Raw genomic sequence first — 16,876 nt, forward strand, 5'->3', positions numbered from 1 at the left:
GATGACGCCTGCAACGGACGCAGGCGAGTTCGATGAAGCGCTGGGCTGCCTGATCGTCGATGCTGTCGACGGTCTTGCAGCCCAGCTTGCATCGATCGCCGATCTCGCCGAGCGCGAGCGCACGCTCATTCTTCGCGGTGCCCGGGTCACCTTACTCGCGATATTGAACGGCAAGTTGAGCCGACTGCTGCTGCTCGAGCTCAATGCCGCCCGTGTCAATGGTCAATTGGCCGGCGAGACATCGCAGCAGCGCTGGCAACAGTTCATCGCGCAGGCGTCGATGCCCGCCTTCTGGCAGGCGTTGTCGCGCCACTATCCGACCTTGCTGCCCCGCGTGGACGCCATCGTGCGCAACCGCTGTGCCAGCTTGGTCGAGTTCGCCGTCCGGTTCGCGGCCGATCGCGCCCAGCTCGACACGTTCCACGGCGCGCCACTGGGCGAACTGCGATCGCTGACGCTGAGCGCGGGCGACAGCCATCGCGGCGGCCGCGCCGTGATGCTGGCCCATTGCGCCCATGGCAGTCTGGTCTACAAGCCGCGGTCGATGGCGATCGACAACGCACTGGCGCGTTTCCTCGAGGCTGCGATGGATCGGGGCGCGATGCAGTCGCATATCCGGGTACCGCGTGTGCTCGACCGTGGCGACTACGGCTGGAGCGAGTTCGTCGCGCATCGTCATGTCGACGACGATGCGCAGCTGCCGGGCTTCTACCGTGGTATCGGCCAATGGCTCGCGCTGATGCGCCTGCTTGGCGGCTGCGACCTGCATGCCGAAAACCTGATCGCCCACGGCGCATGCCCGGTCATCATCGACTGCGAAACCTTGTTCGCACCGCGGCTCAAGCCAGTGGTGTCGGGGATGGGCGAAGCTTTCGATCTCGCATCCGAACGCATCAGCGGCAGCGTGATGAATATCGGGCTGCTGCCCAACCGTGGCGGCGGTCTGGGCTGGCGCGGTGTCGATGTCTCGGGCGTCGGCGCGTTGCCCGGACAACAGCCGCGGGTGCCGCAGTCGCGGATCGTCCAGGCGGGGTCGGACGACGCGCGCATCGGCACAGTCATGGCGGAAACGCGTCCAGCGCAGAACCACCCCAGTGAGCGCCCGTCACTGGGCGAGCACTGGTCGTCGATCCTGCAGGGCTTCGACGACACGACGGCCATGTTGCAGCGCCTGGATGCGGCTGATGCCTTGGCGCCGTTGCTGGCGCCCTTCGCGCCGTGTCCGATCCGCATCGTGCCCCGATCGACAGAGGCCTATGCGGAACTCGGGCGGATGCTCTGGCACCCAGTCTCGTTGCACAAGCCGCCGGAGGCCGAGCACCGCGCGCACGCGCTGCTTGCGAAGATGGCCGACCAAAAGGCCCTCGCGCCCAGCGACGATGCGGTGATCGCAGCCGAGATCGCGGACCTGCTCGAAGGCGACATCCCGTTCTTCGCCACCACGCCCGGCCATGGCGAGTTGCAAGCGCCCCGGGGCACGAAGTGGCTCGCCCCCCGCGATCTGGTCGCCGCGTCGCTGCAGCATTGGCGCCAGGCCGACTGGGCGCTGGAGCGCGAGATCATCAAGTCCACGCTGGTCAGCGCCTACGAGAGCGATGTCTGGTCGGCGCCGGTCGTTGGGTTGCGCGCCGAGTCGCCGCAGCTCGACGACCTCGAGCCGCGTCGCCGGCGTCAGGCGGCGCGAATGATGACGTTGCTCGGCGAAGCGAGCCTGCGCGGCGACGATGGCAGCGTCACCTGGATCGCGTCCGTGCTGGGGCAGACCGGCCGCACCGTGCAGCCATTGGGCCAGGATCTGTATGGTGGGATTTCCGGCATCGCATTGCTGGCGGCGGCGTACCAGCGGGAAATGCGCGCCGGGCGCGCAGATGACCTGCCCGGTATCGACGATCTGGTGGCGGGGCTGCTGACGACGATGCGCCTGGCCGAGACCCAGTCATTCCTGCGGCGTGCGCGCGTCCAACAACCGCGTCCGCCGGCACTGGGCGGCTACATCGGGCTCGGCTCGCAGGTCTGGACCTGGTTGATGCTCGAACGTTGGGGAGTGGTGCGGGGCGAAGGCCTGGAGCACGCCTGCAGGCTTGCGGAGCTGGTACCGGGCGCTGCAGACGCCGACGATGTCGGCGACCTGCTGACCGGCAAGGCGGGTGCGATCGTGCCGCTCATCCAGTTGGCGAGCGCCAGTGGCGATGCGCGCTATCTCGACATGGCCATCGCCCTGGGCGACCGCCTGTGTGCGGATGCGCAGTGCGAGGACGGCGTCGCCTACTGGACGCATGCCCGCTGGCCACGTGGCATGGGCGGGTTCGCTCACGGCGTCACCGGCATCGCCTGGGCCTTGTCGCGCTTGGCCGTTGCCAGCGGTCATGCGCGCTTCGAGGCGGTGGCGATGCAGGCCGATGCTTTCGAGGAGCGCCTGTACCAGCCGGAGGCGGGCAACTGGCTGGACCTGCGCATGCTCGAAGGGGCGCAGGCCCCCGCGGCCTGGTGCCACGGCGCGGTCGGCATCGGGCTGGCCTTAGCCGATCGCCAGCCTGGGCTCGACGATCCGCAGGTGCGTGCACGCGTCGTCGCCGCCGCGAAGACCGCCTGGCGGCACGGCGTCGGCCTCAACCACGGCATCTGCCATGGCGACATGGGGGCGTGGGAGCTCCTCGATCTCGCCTGCCGCGCTGGCCTGGGGCCCGACGGACTCGACGCCGAATCGTTGCTGGCCGCCGTGCTCACCAGCCTCGAAACGCACGGGCCGGTCTGCGGCCTGGCCGGTACCGCCTACGCGCCCGGCCTGATGGGGGGCCTGGCCGGCGTCGCCTACCAGTTGCTGCGCGCCCATCCGGCGCGTGCGCTGCCTTCTGTGATGGTGATGGGGGACGTGCTGGGCGCAGGTGACGCGTCGCGGTGATCCGGGTGGCGCGTGCGGGCCTGTCGTGCCTGCCCGCGCCGCCGGCGATGCACTACATTGGTGCGATGCTCGCCGCCGCCCTGCCCACTGCCGACTTCGATGCGCTGGCCACGCCCCTGGTGTGGACGGGGGCCGATGGCCGGATCCGCGACTGCAATCTGGCCTTCGCGCGCTGGCTGGGCGTGGGCCGGCGCCGGCTGCTGGAGCAGCCGCTGGCCGCGCTGGAGGTCGAGGGCGAGACCTTACGGCAGGCGCTGGGTCAGTCCGGCGACGAGAGCGATACGCCGCTGCGGCTGCGGCGCCTGGCGCTGGCCTTTCTTGGCGGTGAGCCGCGCTTTGCCGACGCCTGGGTGACGCGCGCCGCCGGCGGCGTGCTGCTCGAGGCGCACCCGGTGGACGAGTTTCCGGGCGCCGACCCGACGCTGGCGATGCCGCTGGCGCTGTCGGCGGCGCTGCGCGGGCTGGCGCACGAACTGCGCAATCCATTGGCCGGACTCAAGGGCGCGGCGCAGCTGTTGGCCCGGCGTGCCGGCGACGGCGAGACGGGCGAACTGGTCGCGCTGGTCGGCTCGGAGGTCGGCCGGCTCAGTGCGCTGGTCGACCAGTTGTTGTCACCCCAGGCGCCGCAACCGCATCGGCCGTTGAACATCCACGGTGTCCTGGAGCAGGTACTGCGGCTGGCTGAGGCCGATGCCGGTTGGGCGGTGCGGATGGTCCGTGATTACGACCCCAGTCTGCCGGAGCTGTCGGGCGATGCCGACCGGCTGACCCAGGCGATCTGGAACCTGGTGCGCAATGCGATCCAGGCGGGCGCGGCGAACGTGACCCTGCGCACCCGCGCCGCGTTGGCGGCGCGTATCGGTGACGAGGTGCATGCGATGGCCTTGCGGTTGGAGGTCGTCGACGACGGCCGCGGCGTGCCGGGCGATCTCGTCGAGCAGATCTTCCTGCCCCTGGTGTCCGGGCGCCCGGACGGCAGTGGGCTCGGGCTGGCGTTGGCCCAGCAGGTCGCGCGCGAACATCGTGGCGCGCTGGTCTACCGCTCGCGTCCGGGCCACACCGTGTTCACGCTGCAGCTGCCGTTTCCGCCGCTCGACGCCGCGCCCGCGCCGTCCGCCGACGCCTCTGCCGATGTCGGCGCCTCCGAGGATCCTGCCTCCCCATGACGTCTCCCGCTCGTCGCATCTGGGTCGTCGACGACGATCGCGCCGTCCGCTTCGTCCTTGCCACCGCGCTCAGCGAGGCGGGCTACGACGTGTCCGGCTTCGACAGCGCACAGGCCGTGCACGAGGCCTTGCTGCGGCGTGCGGCCCCCGACCTGCTGTTCACCGACGTGCGCATGCCCGGCGACAGCGGCCTGCAGTTGCTCGATGCGCTCAAGCAGGCGCATCCGCAGTTGCCGGTCGTGGTGATGTCGGCCTACACCGATGTCGCCAGCACCGCCGGAGCGTTCCGCGGCGGCGCGCAGGAGTTCCTGTCCAAGCCCTTCGATCTCGACGAGGCGGTCGCCCTGGCTGCGCGCGTACTTGGCGACCGCGAGCCTGCACCGGGCGGCCCTGACGCGCCGGCGGTCGAGGACGCAGGGGCGGGTGTGGACGATGCGCTGGTCGGCGACACGCCGCAGATGCGGCAACTGTTCCGCGCGATCGGCCGACTCGCGCAGGCGCCGGTCGCGGTGCTGGTGACCGGCGAGACCGGCACCGGCAAGGAACTGGTCGCGCGCGCGCTGCACCGCGAATCCCCGCGCGCCGGCCGGCCGTTCGTCGCCCTCAACACCGCCGCGATCCCGGCCGAACTGCTGGAAAGCGAACTGTTCGGCCACGAGGCCGGCGCGTTCACCGGCGCGGCGCGGCGCCACGTCGGCCGCTTCGAGCAGGCCGACGGCGGCACCCTATTTCTCGATGAGATCGGCGACATGCCCGCGTCGCTGCAGACCCGGCTGCTGCGCGTCCTGGCCGAGGACGAGTTCTTCCGGGTCGGCGGCCGCGAGCTGATTCGGGTCGATGTGCGGGTGATCGCCGCGACCCACCAGGATCTTGAAGCGCTGGTCGCGCAGGGGCGCTTCCGCGCCGACCTGCTGCATCGGCTGGACGTCGTGCGCCTGCGCCTGCCGCCGCTGCGCGAGCGGCGCGATGACGTGCCGCGATTGGCCGAACGCTTCCTGCAGGCCGCCGCCGCCAAGCTCGACGCGCCGGCCAAGCGACTGGGCCGCACGGCGCTGCAGCGGTTGGCGGCGTACGACTGGCCGGGCAACGTGCGCGAACTGCAGAACCTGTGCTGGCGGCTGGCGGCGCTGGCGCCATCGGAGCGCATCACCGTGCAGGATCTCGACGCGCTGTTGCCGGCGCAGTCCGGCCTCACGCGGACAAGCGAGGCCGCGCCGGGCGACGCCACGCACTGGGAGGACGCGCTGCGCGCCTGGGCCGACCTGCGGCTGCGCGCCGGCGATGCCGATCTCCATGCCCAGGCCCGCGAGCGGCTGGACCGGGTGCTGCTGGAAACCGCGCTGGCCCAGACCGGGGGACGTCGCGCCGAGGCGGCGGTGCGCCTGGGCGTCGGCCGCAACACCCTGACCCGCAAGCTCGGTGCCCGCGGCCGGCGCAGCTGAGCGGTGCCGGGGCCTTCATCCGCACTGAACTCCCGATCCATAAGGTGTCGTCCGATGCTTCGATCGTTCCGTCCCGCCCTGTCCCTGCTCGCCGCCGCGCTGGTCGTGGGCTGCGCCAGCGCGCCGCGCCCGGCGCCAGCGCCCGCCGCCGTGGCCACGCCGCCATTGGCCGGCACCGGCACCGCGAACGCTGCGGTGGCCAACCTCGCCTCGGCGTCGGGCACCCTGGTCAGTGGTCGGGTGATGCTCAGCCCGGCGCAAGGCGGCGTGCGCGTGCGTGGCGAGATCGGCGGCCTGGTCCGTAACGGCACCCACAACCTGCGCCTGCATGCCCGCGGCGACTGCAGCGCGGTCGATGCCGCCAGCGCCGGGCCCGAGTACGACGCCCAGCGCGGTGCGCCCTCGCAACTGCCCGACTCGGGCGAGCGCGGGCGGATCCTCGCCGATGCGCGCGGCGTTGCCCCGATCGACCTGCTGTTGCCCGGTGCGGTGCTGGGCGGCGGCGCACCCAATGATGTCGTCGGCCGCGCGCTGCTGGTGCTCGGTGCGACCCCCGGCGCGATCAGCGCGCGCGTCGCCTGCGGCGTCGTCCGGATCGAATGATCCACGTCTATCCATCCAGTTCTCGGCGCACTGCGCCCTTTCGACCCCGAAGGAGTACTTCCATGTCCCAGACCCGTCTCTTCGCGCCCGCCGTCGCGGTGCTCGCGCTGGCGCTCTCCGCCTGCGGTAACAGCAGCACGACCGACAACGAAGATGCCGCCGCCGAGGCCGACCGCGCCGCCGCGCCCGCGTCGGGCCAGGCATCTGCTCCTGCGGCCGAGACCGCGGCCGCAGGTGCCAGCGCCAGCGCCGACCTTGCCCCGACCCAGGGTCATGAAACCGCCGGCACCTTGCGCTTTGCGATGGTCGATGGCCGCATCCAGGTCACCGGCACGGTGACCGGCCTGCCGCCGGGCGGCACGCACGGCTTCCATGTGCACGAGCACGGCGATTGCAGCGCGCCGGACGGCACCAGCGCCGGGGGCCACTTCAATCCGGCCAGCAGCGACCACGGCCGGGTCGGCCACGGTGCGCACCATGTTGGCGACAGCGACAACATCGTCGCCGGCACCGATGGCACCGCGTCGGTCGAGGGCTGGCTGGAAGGCGCAACGCTCGGCGATGGCGCACCGACCGACATCGTCGGCAAGGCCGTCATCGTCCATGCCAATGCCGACGACTACGTCACCCAGCCGACCGGCAACGCCGGCGACCGACTGGCTTGCGGCGTGATTCGCTCCTGACGGACTGCGGGCTCTACCCGTGGGGCCTTTCGCGTCGCAGGTAGCGTTGGGCGGGGCGCAGTGAAAGTCGCCCCCACCCGATGCCTGCGGCATCGACCTCCCCCGCGCGCGGGGGAGGTGAGTTCAGATCGGCTGCGAAGTCGTGTCCATTCGATTCTGGGCGCGATGCCATAAAGCCCTCCCCCCGCATCGCGGGGGAGGGTTGGGTGGGGGCTAGAAGGTCGCGGTGGCATGCGGACGCCATTGCCCCTACGCGATGCCTGCGGCATCGGACCTCCCGGGAGATGAGTCCAGATCGGCTGCGACGTCGCGTCCATTCGATTCTGGGTGCGATGCCATAAAGCCCTCCCCAGCATCGCGGGGGAGGGTTGGGGGGGCCAGAAGGTCGCGGTGGCATGCGGACGCCATTGCCGCCACCCCGATACCTGCGGCATCGAACTCCCCACATCGCGGGGGAGATGCGTCCAGCTTGGCCGCGAAGGGCCGCATCCCGCCGACCTCCCGCGCAGGGAGGTGGCCTGCAGTGCCGACGGTTTGACGGTCAGGCCAGCGCGGTGCGCGGGTCTTGGCCTGGGGTGACGTGTACGAACTCGACCGGCACGCCGTGCGCCTGCAGCACGGCGGCGAACTGGCGCTGGCGGGCCTCGTGCATCGCCAGGCCATGGGCGAGGCGGCCTTCGTCCTGCTCGCCCGGCGCGCACCGTCGCCGCCAATCGTCGGGGCCCAGCAGTGCCATGCGCACCTCGCCCTGCGCATGTCGCAGCAGCGGTTCGGGCGGGGCGTCGAGCCAGATTTCATCGGCTGGCGCCAGCAACGCGGCCTCGAGCACGTCCCACAGCGGCTCGAGCCCCTGGTTGCGGTACTGCAGCGCGGTCATCGCCAACAGGTCGTGCAGCGTCAGGTAGCGGGCGTGTTCGATTCGCGCGCCGAACGCGTCCTGCGCCTGCAACGCGGTGTCGGCCTGCACCATGCCCAGGTCGAGCAGCATCGATTCCATGTGCGCCGAGACCGCCTCGGTCGCGGCGGGTTCGCCGACAAACAGATACGGCAGCACGCGCAGGCGACCACCGGCCAGTTCCGGGTCGGCACGGAACGGCAGCGGCGTTTCGCCCTTCTCGTCGGCACCGAAGGCGATGATCCGCGGCCCCTGCCCGGCTTGCGGCGCGCGCGCACGCAGTTCCTCCAGCCGACGGTGCACCGGCCAGCCCGGGCGCAGTAACTCGGCGGGGTCGAAATGCGCCGCGGCAAAGACCAGGTCGAGGTCGCGCACACCGGGCACCAGCACGCCCAGATCACGCCCCAGGCGTGTGGCCAGTGCACCGGCCGCCTGCTGGCCCACGGCATCGCGTGCCGGCACTGAGTCGTCGCTCAGTTCCAGGGCCAGGACGCCGCGCACGAGCGGCGCGGCATCGTGTCGGGAAATGTCGGGATCTGCGGTCATTGGCCGTCCACACGGGCAGGGATACACTCGTTCACATTATGCCCGTCCCGTGTCGTGGACAGTCTCACGCAAGCCCCTGCGAGGAAAATCCGATGCTGCTAGGTCGTCCCGTCGCCGTGCTCGGTGGCGTCCGCATCCCGTTCTGTCGCCAGAACACCGCGTACGCCGACGTCGGCAACCTCGGCATGTCGGTGCGCACGCTCGGCGCCCTGGTCGAGAAGTTCGGCCTGCATGGGCAGCAGCTGGGTGAGGTGGCGATGGGTGCGGTGATCAAGCACTCGAGCGACTGGAACCTCGGACGCGAGGCGGCGCTGTCGTCGGGGCTGTCGGCGCTGACCCCGGGCATCACGATGCAGCGCGCCTGTGGCACCTCGCTCGACACCATCGTGGCGATCGGCAACAAGATCGCGACCGGTCAGATCGAATCGGGCATCGGCGGCGGCTCGGACACCACCTCCGACGTGCCGATCGTCTACGGCCGCGCACTGCGTCGCCGGTTGCTGACGGCCAATGCCGCCAAGTCCACCAAGGACCGCATCGCGGCGTTCCGGGGCTTTCGTCCGCGCGAGCTCAAGCCCGACTTTCCGGGCGTGGCCGAGCCGCGCACCGGCAAATCGATGGGCGAGCACTGCGAAGACATGGCCAAGGAGTGGAGCATCTCGCGCGATTCGCAGGACGAGCTCGCGGTCGCCTCGCACCACAAGCTCGCTGCGGCCTACGAGCGTGGCTTCTTCGACGATCTGGTCGTGAGCTTCCGCGGCGTTGCGCGCGACAACATCCTCAGGCCAGACACCTCGATCGAGAAGCTCGCCACGCTCAAGCCCGCGTTCGACAAGGTCTCGGGCCGCGGCACGCTGACGGCCGCCAACTCCACGCCGCTCACTGACGGCGCGGCCGCGTGCCTGCTGGCCAGCGACGATTGGGCCGCCGCGCACGGGCACGAAGTGCTGTGCCACATCCGCGACGCGCATGTGGCTGCGGTCGACTTCGTCCATGGGGAAGGCCTGCTGATGGCGCCGACAGTCGCGGTCGCGCAGATGCTCGCGCGCAACGGCCTGACGCTCCAGGACTTCGATATCTACGAGATCCACGAAGCCTTCGCCGCACAGGTGCTGTGCACGCTGCGCGCGTGGGAGAGCGCGGACTACTGCCGCACGCGGCTGGGCCTGGAGGCGCCGCTGGGACGGATCGACCCGCAGAAGATCAATCCGCTGGGCTCGTCGCTGGCGACCGGCCATCCGTTCGCGGCGACCGGTGCGCGCATCGTGGCCACCACCGCCAAGCAGCTCGTCGAGCGCGGCGGCGGCCGGGCGTTGATCTCGATCTGCACCGCCGGCGGCATGGGCGTGGTCGCGATCCTCGAACGTTGACCGCACGTCCAGCCAGGGCCATATCCATGTCCGTTCTCCCTTCTCCCGCGCGCCGGCTCGGGCCGCTCGCAGCGGTCCTGCTCGTCGCGCTCGCCGCTTGCGGTGAGACTCCTGCGCCGCAGCGCGGGCCTGCGGTCATCTCTGCGCCACCCCCGCCCGAAGCGCTGCCCGATTGCGATGAGATCGCCAACGCGCTCGGCGAGCTGGTCGCCGGCCTGGAAGTGGTCGACCCTGCCGGAACCAGGCAGGACACCGCGGACGCCTTCAGCCTGAGCTGCGCCTGGCGCGGGGCGGACGATGGCGCTGCGTTGGGCGCGATCGTGATCGTCGACCAGCAGCCGCTGACCGAGGCCGACATGCGTCGGGCCGGGCTGTACGTGGACGATCCGCGGGTCGCCGCGCTCGGCGGCTTCATCGCCTATCCCGAAGGCCGCCTGGACGGCTCCGAGATCCTCGGGCCGGTCGGGCCGCAGGTGATCGTCGGTCCGGTCACGGTGACCCTGGCCGCGAACGCGCGTGGCGCAGTGGCCGATGTGACGTTGACGCAGGCCGTCGATGGCGCGGTGGCGGTCCATCGCCTGATGCGCTGACAACGGCGGGCGTTGGCCGTCTGCGGCCGCCTGTCGAGGCGACCGCGGCGCGTGACTCAGGGCCGCGGCGTGAGGTCGTCGGGATCCCGCAGGTGGGGCAGGCCGTGCTCGTCCCGCCGCTCGGCCGCCGCGATCGTCGGCGCCGATGCGTCCACGGGCAGGGCCAGGATCGGCTCGTTACGTGCCGCACGCAGGGCGTTGGCGTAGCACAGACGTGCGGTGCGCTCGTCGCCCTCGGCCGCGTAGCCGTCGCCGAGCTGGACCCAGGCCTCGCTGCCGGCGCCCTGTTCAGCCGCGCGCTGCAGCAGCGGGCGGCCGCGCGCCCAGTCGCGGCGGGCATGATGCAGCCGCGCCAGGCCTAGCATCGCCGTCGGGCTGGCCGGATACGTCTGCAGCCAGCGCTCCAGACGGCTGCGCCGATGCTCGGGGTCGCCGACATCGAGCATCGCGTAACGGGAGGCCAGTTGCTCGTCCCAACGGGCATCGAGTGCGGTTTCCAGGCTGCGCAGCGCGGCGTCGTGCCAGCCCAGCGCGAATGCGCGGTCGACATAGGCCAGCACCACTGGGGTCTCGGTGCGCAGTCCTTTGGGCAGTGCTTCCCAGCGCTCGGCGAGTACGTTGGCGTCGGCCGCTTCGTGCAGGGAAGCGGCCGCCCAGCGCACCTCGCGGGCGGCGAGCTGAACTTCAGGCAGCGCCTGCTGGCGCCGCAGCGCGCCGAGCAGTCCATAGGCTTCTGCCGCGTGTCCCGTCTGGGCCCAGGCGTCGGCACGCAACGCCAGGCCGCGCGGCGGCAGCGGCTGCGCCCCAGGGGCATCGAGTGCGGTCAGCGCATCGATCGGACGGTCTTCGAGCATGGCGATCTGCGCCAGGGCGATCGCACGCGTGGCCGGATGCCGATCGCCGAAGCCGTCCAGATGCGCACGCGCCGCGGCCGCCTCGCCGCGTGCGAACGCGGCCTGCGCGGCCGCCAGCCGGGCGGCAGGCTCGTAATGCGGATTCTCGTTGGCCGACTGGGTGAGCAGTTTCTCGGCGCGCGCATAGTGGCCCTGGTGCAAGGCGTCTAGCCCCTCGCCCAGACGGCTCTGGGCGCGCGACTCGCGATAGCGGCCCCAGCTGCGGAACGGCAGAGCGATCAGGCTCATCACCAGCCACAGCAGTACCAACGCACCCAGTGCCATCGCAATCGCGTTGACCAGCGTGGTACTGCGGTCGAGGCCGTCGTAACGGAGGATGACCAGGCCAGGGTCGCTGGACAGCAACAGCTGCGCGGCCAGTGCGCCCAGCAGGGCAATGACGATCCAGATCAGCAACGCACGAAGCAGGGACATGGGGAGGCTTCCGTAAAGGCGATGCGAAGACAGGCTACGGTGCCTGACAGCATCGTGATGGCCCCGTGGTGGGCCGGAGCGCCATTCAGGATACGTGCGCAACCGCCTGCGAGGCCGGCACCGCGGCCGCCAACAGCGATGCCGGACGGGCATCGACGGCGACCCGGACGTCGGCAAATCCCAGGTGACGCGCCAGCCCGGCCAGCCGTTCGCTGGCGGCCAGTGCCTGCGCGCGCTGCAGGCGTACACGCACCGGGTCGGGCACCTGCGCCAACAGTGCAGTCAGCGCCTCGCCGCTGCTGACCGGCAACAGCCAGGGGTCGGGCAAGGCCTGCAGGACCGCCAGCCGGCGCGCGGACGGGCGGACCGGCACGCGTGCGTAGACATCGGCGCGCCGCAGGCGGGCACCCGCGGCTTCGAGCGCGGCCGCGATCATGCCGCGGCCGCCGGGTGCGGTGATCAGACCGACGCTGCGCCCGGCCAGGTCGTTCAACGGCAGCAGCGCCAGCAGACCCTCGCTGTCCATGCGCGTCGGCGCGCGAACCGGCGCCACACCGCGGTCTGCCAGCGCCGCGGCCGTGCCGGCCCCGACGCTAAGCCAGTCCTGGTCGGCGCGGCGCAGCAGGGGCTGCAAGGCCGCGGCCGCGGCCACCGCTGGCGGACTGGAGAAGATCACGATCTCGGCATCGAGCGCGGCCCGCAGCGCGGCGTGGACCGCGTCGCCGTCGCGCTGGACGATACGCCACGGCGACAGCGCGAACGTGCGCGCACCCAGATGCGCGGCGGCGCGCCGCAATGCGACGTGGGCCCCGACCGGGCGCAGCGAGATGACGTAGTATCCCGCCAGAAGCGAGGAAGCCGGCGCGACATGCATGCGCGAAGCTTGGTGGCTGCCGGGGAACGGCGCAAGCCGGACGACTCTTCCCCCGACAGGACATCCGATGCAACACGAAGATCCGCTGCGCAGGCTCGCGGCGCACTACGCTTCCATGCCGCCCGTCGCCGCGATGCGGATCGACATCGCCGGCTTCGACGGCGAGCGCCTGCGCCTGCGCGCGCCGCTCGCCGAGCACGTCAACGACAAGGGGTCGGCATTCGGCGGCAGCCTGGTGTCGCTGATGACGCTCGCCGGCTGGGGACTGACCACGCTGCGTACCGAAGCGGCCGGCCTCGATGCCGATGTCTACGTCGCCGATTCGCAGATCCGCTATCGCGCACCGCTGTGCGATGACCTGCAGGCCGAGGCCGTGCTGTCGGACGGCGACTGGGACACGTTCGTGCGGACCCTGCGCACCCGGGGGCGCGCACGCGTGCAGCTGGCCGCGCAGGTGGTGCTGCCCGACGGCGCGGTCGCGACCGGCATGCAGGCTCGTTACGCCGCGATTCTGCGGCCCAGCGCCGAGCGTTGAGCCTTTCGGGCTGAACGCCGCGCGCAGCGCGGTGAGGGGGCCTTGCGCGGACCGCCGCCGCGGTCGAGAATCCGCGCCCCGTCTGCCTTCTGCCGCCCGGTCGCGCCATGCCGCATCCGTGTCTGACCTGTGGTGCGTGCTGCGCGCATTTCCGCATCGGTTTCCACTGGAGCGAGGCCGACCCCGAGCTCGGTGGGCAGGTGCCGCCGGCGCTGACCGAACCGCTGCGCACGCACGAGCGCGCGATGCGCGGCACGTCCTGCGCGCAGCCGCGCTGCATCGCGCTCGACGCCGACATCGGGCGCTACTCGCGCTGCACGATCCATCCCGTGCGCCCCTCGGTCTGCGCGGCGGTGCCGGCCTCGCTCGAATTCGGCGAGCGCAGCGGCCAGTGCGACCGCGCCCGGCTGGCGCACGGGCTGCCGCTGCTGACCGCTGCCGACTGGCGCTGGCGCGACGAGGCGGCCAACGACGACGAACCCGACGACAACGGGCACAGCCCGACCACGCCGACGGTGCCGCCCATTGCCGCCTGACCGGATCCCGCGTCCGCGCGGACTAGGCCGGCAGCGGGTGACGCTCGAGGAAGGCGCGGATCCGCGGTACCAATTCCGCATGCCGGTCCTCCAGCACGTAGTGGCCGGCGTCAGCGAAGGCCTCGACCTCGGCCTGCGGCAGTGCCTGGCGGAAACCGTCGAGGAAATGCCGGTCGAAGACGAAATCGCGCAGGCCCCAGCCGATGAACGCCGGGCGATCGGCGTACCCGGGGAGGGCACGGCCGGCGGCTTCGAGCAGCGGCCAGGCGCGATCGTCCTGGCCCAGCGGGATGTCCTGCATGAAGCGCACCGTGGAGATCCGGTTGCGCCAGCTGTCGTACGGGGCGACGTAGGCGCGGCGCACGTCGGCGGGCATGCGTCGCTCGACGCCCAGCCACGAGGCGCCGGCCGAAAACGCGTTGAAGCCGCGGATGATCCACTCGCCGACGGTGTAGTCGCGGCCCAGCGCGATCTGCCAGGGCATCGCCTTGACGGCCGGCATCGGGAATGCGGCGGTATTGGTGATCACCAGCCGTTGCACCTGCGCCTGGTGCGTGAGCGCCCAGCCGAAGCCGATCATGCCGCCCCAGTCGTGCACGGCGAGCGTCAGCGGGCCGTCGATGCCCAGGTGCGCGAGCAGCGTGCCGACGTCCTCGACGCGCGAGGCCAGTGTGTAGTCGTAGCGCGGCGAGGCACGCGGGCCGTCGTCGGGCTTGTCCGACAGGCCCATGCCGACGTGGTCGGGCACGATACAGCGATAGCGGTCGCGCAGTCCGCGCACCAGATGACGCCAGTAGTAGCTCCACGACGGATTGCCGTGGAGCATCAACACGACCTCGCCATCGCGCGGGCCCTCGTCGAGGTAATGCATCTCGATGCCGGGCCGCACTTCCAGACGATGGCGGGCGAAGTCGTAATCGGGAAAGTCTTGCACGTGGCGTGGATCTGGCGTGGGCGGGAAGCGCGTCATTGTAGGCGCAAGGCACCAACTGCCCGAGGTTGCAGCGATCTGCGCGCAATGTCGGAATCCAACAGAAGGCAACGATGCGGGTCGGTATGCTTTTTTCGATGAATGCGAGCGTGCACCAGCCGGCCGATCCACGGGTCGATGCCAGGCAATTCCTGCGTCGCCAGACGCGGCATCTGCACGCGCGTGTGGACGCCTTTTTCGCCGATGGGCTGCGGACCGCGGACGATTACGCGCGCTATCTGGTCGGCATGCATCGCTTTGCGGCCGACCACGAGATTGCCGTCGGTACCTTGCCGCGCCAGTCGTTCTGGCTCGCCTGCGATCTGCAGACGCTCGGCTTGGCGCCGTTGCCGCCCGGTGGCGTCTGTACGCCAGTCGCCAATGCCGACGAGCGCCTGGGCTGGGAGTACGTGATGGCCGGCAGCAGCGTCGGTGCCCGCTATCTGTTGCGGCACGCGCTCGCGCTTGGTCATGACGAGGCGGCCGGCGCGCGGTTCCTCACCCGGCATGCGGCCGATGGCGGTTGGGCCCGCGTACTCGAACGCCTTGCGACCTGCGCGCCGGAAGACGGCGCGCTGATGGCGCGGCTGCAGCGTGGCGCCTGCGATGCGTTCATCCAGGTGCAAGATTGTTTCGAACGCAGTTTTCAAACTCACCCGGCCGCCGCTCAGGAGTCCGCCGCATGAACACCGCCCTCGAGCGCGCGCTGCAGGTCTGTGCCAACGAACCGATCCACCTGTCCGGGGCGATCCAGCCGCACGGGTATCTCATCAGTTGCCACCTGCCCGATTGGACCATCCATCATGTCTCGGCCAACATCGAATCGCTGATGGGCGTGGGCCCGGAGGACATGCTGCGGCACACGCTGCGGGAGTTCTTGACCGACGACCTGATCCAGGCGGTGGCCGAGACCATCGGCTTTGGCGAATCCGGCGCGCCGCCGCAGCGCGCGGCGGTGGGCAACATCGGCCCGATGGCGCATCTGTGCGACGTCAGCGTGCACGTCGTCGACGGGCTGGTGCACCTGGAGATCGAGCCGCAGCCGCGCAGCGCGGCTGAGCGCTCGCCGACCGTGGTCGCGCAGGCGATGATCGCGCGCGTGGCCGGCAGCGACGATATCGTCGACTTTCATCAGCGGGTCGCCGAGCAGGTGCGCCTGTTGACCGGCTATGACCGGGTGATGGTCTACCGCTTCCGCCATGACGATTCGGGCGAGGTGATCGCCGAATCGCGCGATTCGGCACTGACGTCCTATCTGGGTCTGCGCTATCCCGCGTCCGACATCCCGGTACAGGCGCGCACGCTGTACCTGCGCAACCGCATCCGCGTGATCCCCGATGCGACTTACGTGCCGGTGCCGATCCTGCCCGATCGCGACGGACGCGGGGCGCCGCTGGACCTGGCGCAGATGGCGTTGCGCAGCGTCTCACCGGTGCATCTGGAATACCTCGCCAACATGGGCGTGGTCGCGTCGATGTCGATCTCGATCGTGTCTGCCGGCCGCCTGTGGGGCCTGATCGCCTGCCATCACCGCACGGTGCGGCGGGTGCCGCCGGGCGTGCGCGCGGCCGCCGATCTGTTCGGATTGTTCGTCTCGATGCGCGTGGCTGCACGCGAGCAGCAGCGGGCGCTGGCACTGGAGGAAAGCGCACGTGGTGTGCGCGAGACCCTGGCCCTGCGGCTCGACAATGCGATCGACCCGCGGCTCGCGCTGGCCACCGAGCTCGACCTGCTGGCGCGCGCGGTCGATTGCGACGGCGTCGGCTTGTTGCAGGACGGGCATTGGCACAGCGCCGGGCGTACGCCCGGCCAGGGCCAGGTGCCGGGCCTGCTGGACTGGATCCAGCGCAATGATGCGGGCACCGGTCTGGTGAGCACGGATGCCGCTGCCGATTGGAGCCGCGACCCGGACGAAGCCGACGGCATCGCCGGCGTGCTGGCGTTGCCGCTCGACCCGGGGCGCGAGGAATGGCTGTTCTTCTTCCGCTGCGAAGAAGTCCAGGACGTGCGCTGGGCCGGTCGTCCGGACGAGCCGTTCCTGATCGACGAGGATGGCGACCGGATCGGCCCGCGGGCGAGCTTCACCGCCTGGCACGAGACGGTGCGCGGCATCGGTGTGCCGTGGTCGGATGCCGACCGCCGGATCGTCGGTCGCTTGCAGGTGACGCTCCGCGAGCGCTACCGGCACAGCGTGCTGCATGCCGAAGTCGGCGACCTGCGTGCGCATCGCGCACGCATGGACGTGCGCGAGCAGCGCACCCGACTAATGCAGATGTCCGAACTGCTCGACGGTCTGGTGCACGTCAGCCCGCAGGAGGCGGCGCAACTGTCGGCACGGATCAATAGCCTGGAGGCCGAACTGCAATCGCTGATCGGGCCGGCGCACGCGACCGAGGACTGATGCGTCGTCGCGGGCCGGCAATGCCGGTCCGCGAC

At 71.0% G+C, this 16,876-nt stretch carries 15 protein-coding genes; 11 read left to right on the forward strand and 4 right to left on the reverse strand.

Features of this window, described 5'->3' with window-relative positions; genetic code table 11:
• Position 1: 1 nt before the first annotated feature.
• The 5 genes from WAF18_RS01590 to WAF18_RS01610 all read left to right on the forward strand — a co-directional run bounded on the left by WAF18_RS01590 (position 2) and on the right by WAF18_RS01610 (position 6,796).
• Positions 2-2,902: a type 2 lanthipeptide synthetase LanM family protein gene (locus WAF18_RS01590; protein ID WP_337243559.1), complete on the forward strand. Its 2,901-nt coding sequence runs from the start codon at positions 2-4 to the stop codon at positions 2,900-2,902.
• A gap of 65 nt (positions 2,903-2,967) precedes the next feature.
• A complete protein-coding gene (locus WAF18_RS01595; RefSeq protein ID WP_337243560.1) occupies positions 2,968-4,068 on the forward strand; it encodes an ATP-binding protein in 1,101 nt (366 codons plus the stop codon).
• Complete coding sequence (ntrC, locus tag WAF18_RS01600; protein WP_337243561.1) at positions 4,065-5,510, forward strand: nitrogen regulation protein NR(I); 1,446 nt, start codon at positions 4,065-4,067, stop codon at positions 5,508-5,510. The genes WAF18_RS01595 and ntrC overlap by 4 nt, the downstream gene beginning before the upstream one ends.
• Positions 5,511-5,564: 54 nt before the next feature.
• The gene (locus WAF18_RS01605; protein ID WP_337243562.1) at positions 5,565-6,113 is read left to right on the forward strand and encodes a superoxide dismutase family protein; all 549 of its coding nucleotides are present in this window, start codon (positions 5,565-5,567) and stop codon (positions 6,111-6,113) included.
• 62 nt (positions 6,114-6,175) lie between these two features.
• Complete coding sequence (locus tag WAF18_RS01610; RefSeq protein ID WP_337243563.1) at positions 6,176-6,796, forward strand: superoxide dismutase family protein; 621 nt, start codon at positions 6,176-6,178, stop codon at positions 6,794-6,796.
• 541 nt (positions 6,797-7,337) lie between these two features.
• On the opposite strand, the gene WAF18_RS01615 is transcribed toward WAF18_RS01610, so the two are convergent.
• The gene (locus tag WAF18_RS01615) at positions 7,338-8,237 is read right to left on the reverse strand and encodes a hypothetical protein (protein ID WP_337243564.1); all 900 of its coding nucleotides are present in this window, start codon (positions 8,235-8,237) and stop codon (positions 7,338-7,340) included.
• A 92-nt stretch (positions 8,238-8,329) separates the two neighbouring features.
• Here WAF18_RS01615 and WAF18_RS01620 point away from each other — a divergent pair, with 92 nt between their 5' ends.
• On the forward strand, positions 8,330-9,607 hold the full coding sequence (locus tag WAF18_RS01620) for an acetyl-CoA C-acetyltransferase (protein WP_337243565.1): 1,278 nt from the start codon (positions 8,330-8,332) through the stop codon (positions 9,605-9,607).
• 26 nt (positions 9,608-9,633) lie between these two features.
• Complete coding sequence (locus tag WAF18_RS01625) at positions 9,634-10,197, forward strand: hypothetical protein (protein ID WP_337243566.1); 564 nt, start codon at positions 9,634-9,636, stop codon at positions 10,195-10,197.
• Positions 10,198-10,253: 56 nt separating this feature from the next.
• On the opposite strand, the gene WAF18_RS01630 is transcribed toward WAF18_RS01625, so the two are convergent.
• Both WAF18_RS01630 and WAF18_RS01635 read right to left on the reverse strand, forming a co-directional pair.
• Positions 10,254-11,525 (reverse strand): heme biosynthesis HemY N-terminal domain-containing protein, encoded by a 1,272-nt coding sequence (locus tag WAF18_RS01630; RefSeq protein ID WP_337243567.1) that lies wholly within the window; start codon positions 11,523-11,525, stop codon positions 10,254-10,256.
• A gap of 85 nt (positions 11,526-11,610) precedes the next feature.
• Positions 11,611-12,399, reverse strand: a complete 789-nt coding sequence (locus WAF18_RS01635) for a uroporphyrinogen-III synthase (RefSeq protein ID WP_337243568.1) — start codon at positions 12,397-12,399, stop codon at positions 11,611-11,613.
• Between the two features lie 67 nt (positions 12,400-12,466).
• On the opposite strand from WAF18_RS01635, the gene WAF18_RS01640 reads away from it, so the two are divergent.
• Both WAF18_RS01640 and WAF18_RS01645 read left to right on the forward strand, forming a co-directional pair.
• Positions 12,467-12,934 carry a YiiD C-terminal domain-containing protein gene (locus WAF18_RS01640; protein WP_241944820.1) on the forward strand — a complete coding sequence of 156 codons (468 nt, stop codon included), beginning with the start codon at positions 12,467-12,469 and terminating at the stop codon, positions 12,932-12,934.
• Positions 12,935-13,041: 107 nt separating this feature from the next.
• Positions 13,042-13,470 (forward strand): YkgJ family cysteine cluster protein, encoded by a 429-nt coding sequence (locus tag WAF18_RS01645; protein WP_337243569.1) that lies wholly within the window; start codon positions 13,042-13,044, stop codon positions 13,468-13,470.
• Positions 13,471-13,492: 22 nt separating this feature from the next.
• Here the strand turns inward: WAF18_RS01645 and WAF18_RS01650 are convergent, their stop codons facing one another.
• Complete coding sequence (locus tag WAF18_RS01650) at positions 13,493-14,341, reverse strand: alpha/beta fold hydrolase (RefSeq protein ID WP_337243933.1); 849 nt, start codon at positions 14,339-14,341, stop codon at positions 13,493-13,495.
• A gap of 185 nt (positions 14,342-14,526) precedes the next feature.
• Here WAF18_RS01650 and WAF18_RS01655 point away from each other — a divergent pair, with 185 nt between their 5' ends.
• Positions 14,527-15,126, forward strand: a complete 600-nt coding sequence (locus tag WAF18_RS01655; RefSeq protein ID WP_337243570.1) for a biliverdin-producing heme oxygenase — start codon at positions 14,527-14,529, stop codon at positions 15,124-15,126.
• Positions 15,123-16,841, forward strand: coding sequence for a GAF domain-containing protein (locus WAF18_RS01660; protein ID WP_337243571.1), 1,719 nt, complete (start codon positions 15,123-15,125; stop codon positions 16,839-16,841). The genes WAF18_RS01655 and WAF18_RS01660 overlap by 4 nt, the downstream gene beginning before the upstream one ends.
• Positions 16,842-16,876: the final 35 nt, after the last annotated feature.

Source organism: Luteimonas sp. gir, assembly GCF_037198055.1.
Taxonomy (GTDB): domain Bacteria; phylum Pseudomonadota; class Gammaproteobacteria; order Xanthomonadales; family Xanthomonadaceae; genus Luteimonas; species Luteimonas citri_A.

What these genes read in the sequence shown, in the direction of transcription:
- WAF18_RS01590 (WP_337243559.1), top strand. Translation starts at nt 2, where the DNA reads ATGACGCCTGCAACGGACGCAGGCGAGTTCGATGAAGCGCTGGGCTGC.
- WAF18_RS01595 (WP_337243560.1), top strand. Translation starts at nt 2,968, where the DNA reads ATGCTCGCCGCCGCCCTGCCCACTGCCGACTTCGATGCGCTGGCCACG.
- ntrC (WP_337243561.1), top strand. Translation starts at nt 4,065, where the DNA reads ATGACGTCTCCCGCTCGTCGCATCTGGGTCGTCGACGACGATCGCGCC.
- WAF18_RS01605 (WP_337243562.1), top strand. Translation starts at nt 5,565, where the DNA reads ATGCTTCGATCGTTCCGTCCCGCCCTGTCCCTGCTCGCCGCCGCGCTG.
- WAF18_RS01610 (WP_337243563.1), top strand. Translation starts at nt 6,176, where the DNA reads ATGTCCCAGACCCGTCTCTTCGCGCCCGCCGTCGCGGTGCTCGCGCTG.
- WAF18_RS01615 (WP_337243564.1), bottom strand. Translation starts at nt 8,237, where the DNA reads ATGACCGCAGATCCCGACATTTCCCGACACGATGCCGCGCCGCTCGTG.
- WAF18_RS01620 (WP_337243565.1), top strand. Translation starts at nt 8,330, where the DNA reads ATGCTGCTAGGTCGTCCCGTCGCCGTGCTCGGTGGCGTCCGCATCCCG.
- WAF18_RS01625 (WP_337243566.1), top strand. Translation starts at nt 9,634, where the DNA reads ATGTCCGTTCTCCCTTCTCCCGCGCGCCGGCTCGGGCCGCTCGCAGCG.
- WAF18_RS01630 (WP_337243567.1), bottom strand. Translation starts at nt 11,525, where the DNA reads ATGTCCCTGCTTCGTGCGTTGCTGATCTGGATCGTCATTGCCCTGCTG.
- WAF18_RS01635 (WP_337243568.1), bottom strand. Translation starts at nt 12,399, where the DNA reads ATGCATGTCGCGCCGGCTTCCTCGCTTCTGGCGGGATACTACGTCATC.
- WAF18_RS01640 (WP_241944820.1), top strand. Translation starts at nt 12,467, where the DNA reads ATGCAACACGAAGATCCGCTGCGCAGGCTCGCGGCGCACTACGCTTCC.
- WAF18_RS01645 (WP_337243569.1), top strand. Translation starts at nt 13,042, where the DNA reads ATGCCGCATCCGTGTCTGACCTGTGGTGCGTGCTGCGCGCATTTCCGC.
- WAF18_RS01650 (WP_337243933.1), bottom strand. Translation starts at nt 14,341, where the DNA reads ATGCATTACCTCGACGAGGGCCCGCGCGATGGCGAGGTCGTGTTGATG.
- WAF18_RS01655 (WP_337243570.1), top strand. Translation starts at nt 14,527, where the DNA reads ATGCTTTTTTCGATGAATGCGAGCGTGCACCAGCCGGCCGATCCACGG.
- WAF18_RS01660 (WP_337243571.1), top strand. Translation starts at nt 15,123, where the DNA reads ATGAACACCGCCCTCGAGCGCGCGCTGCAGGTCTGTGCCAACGAACCG.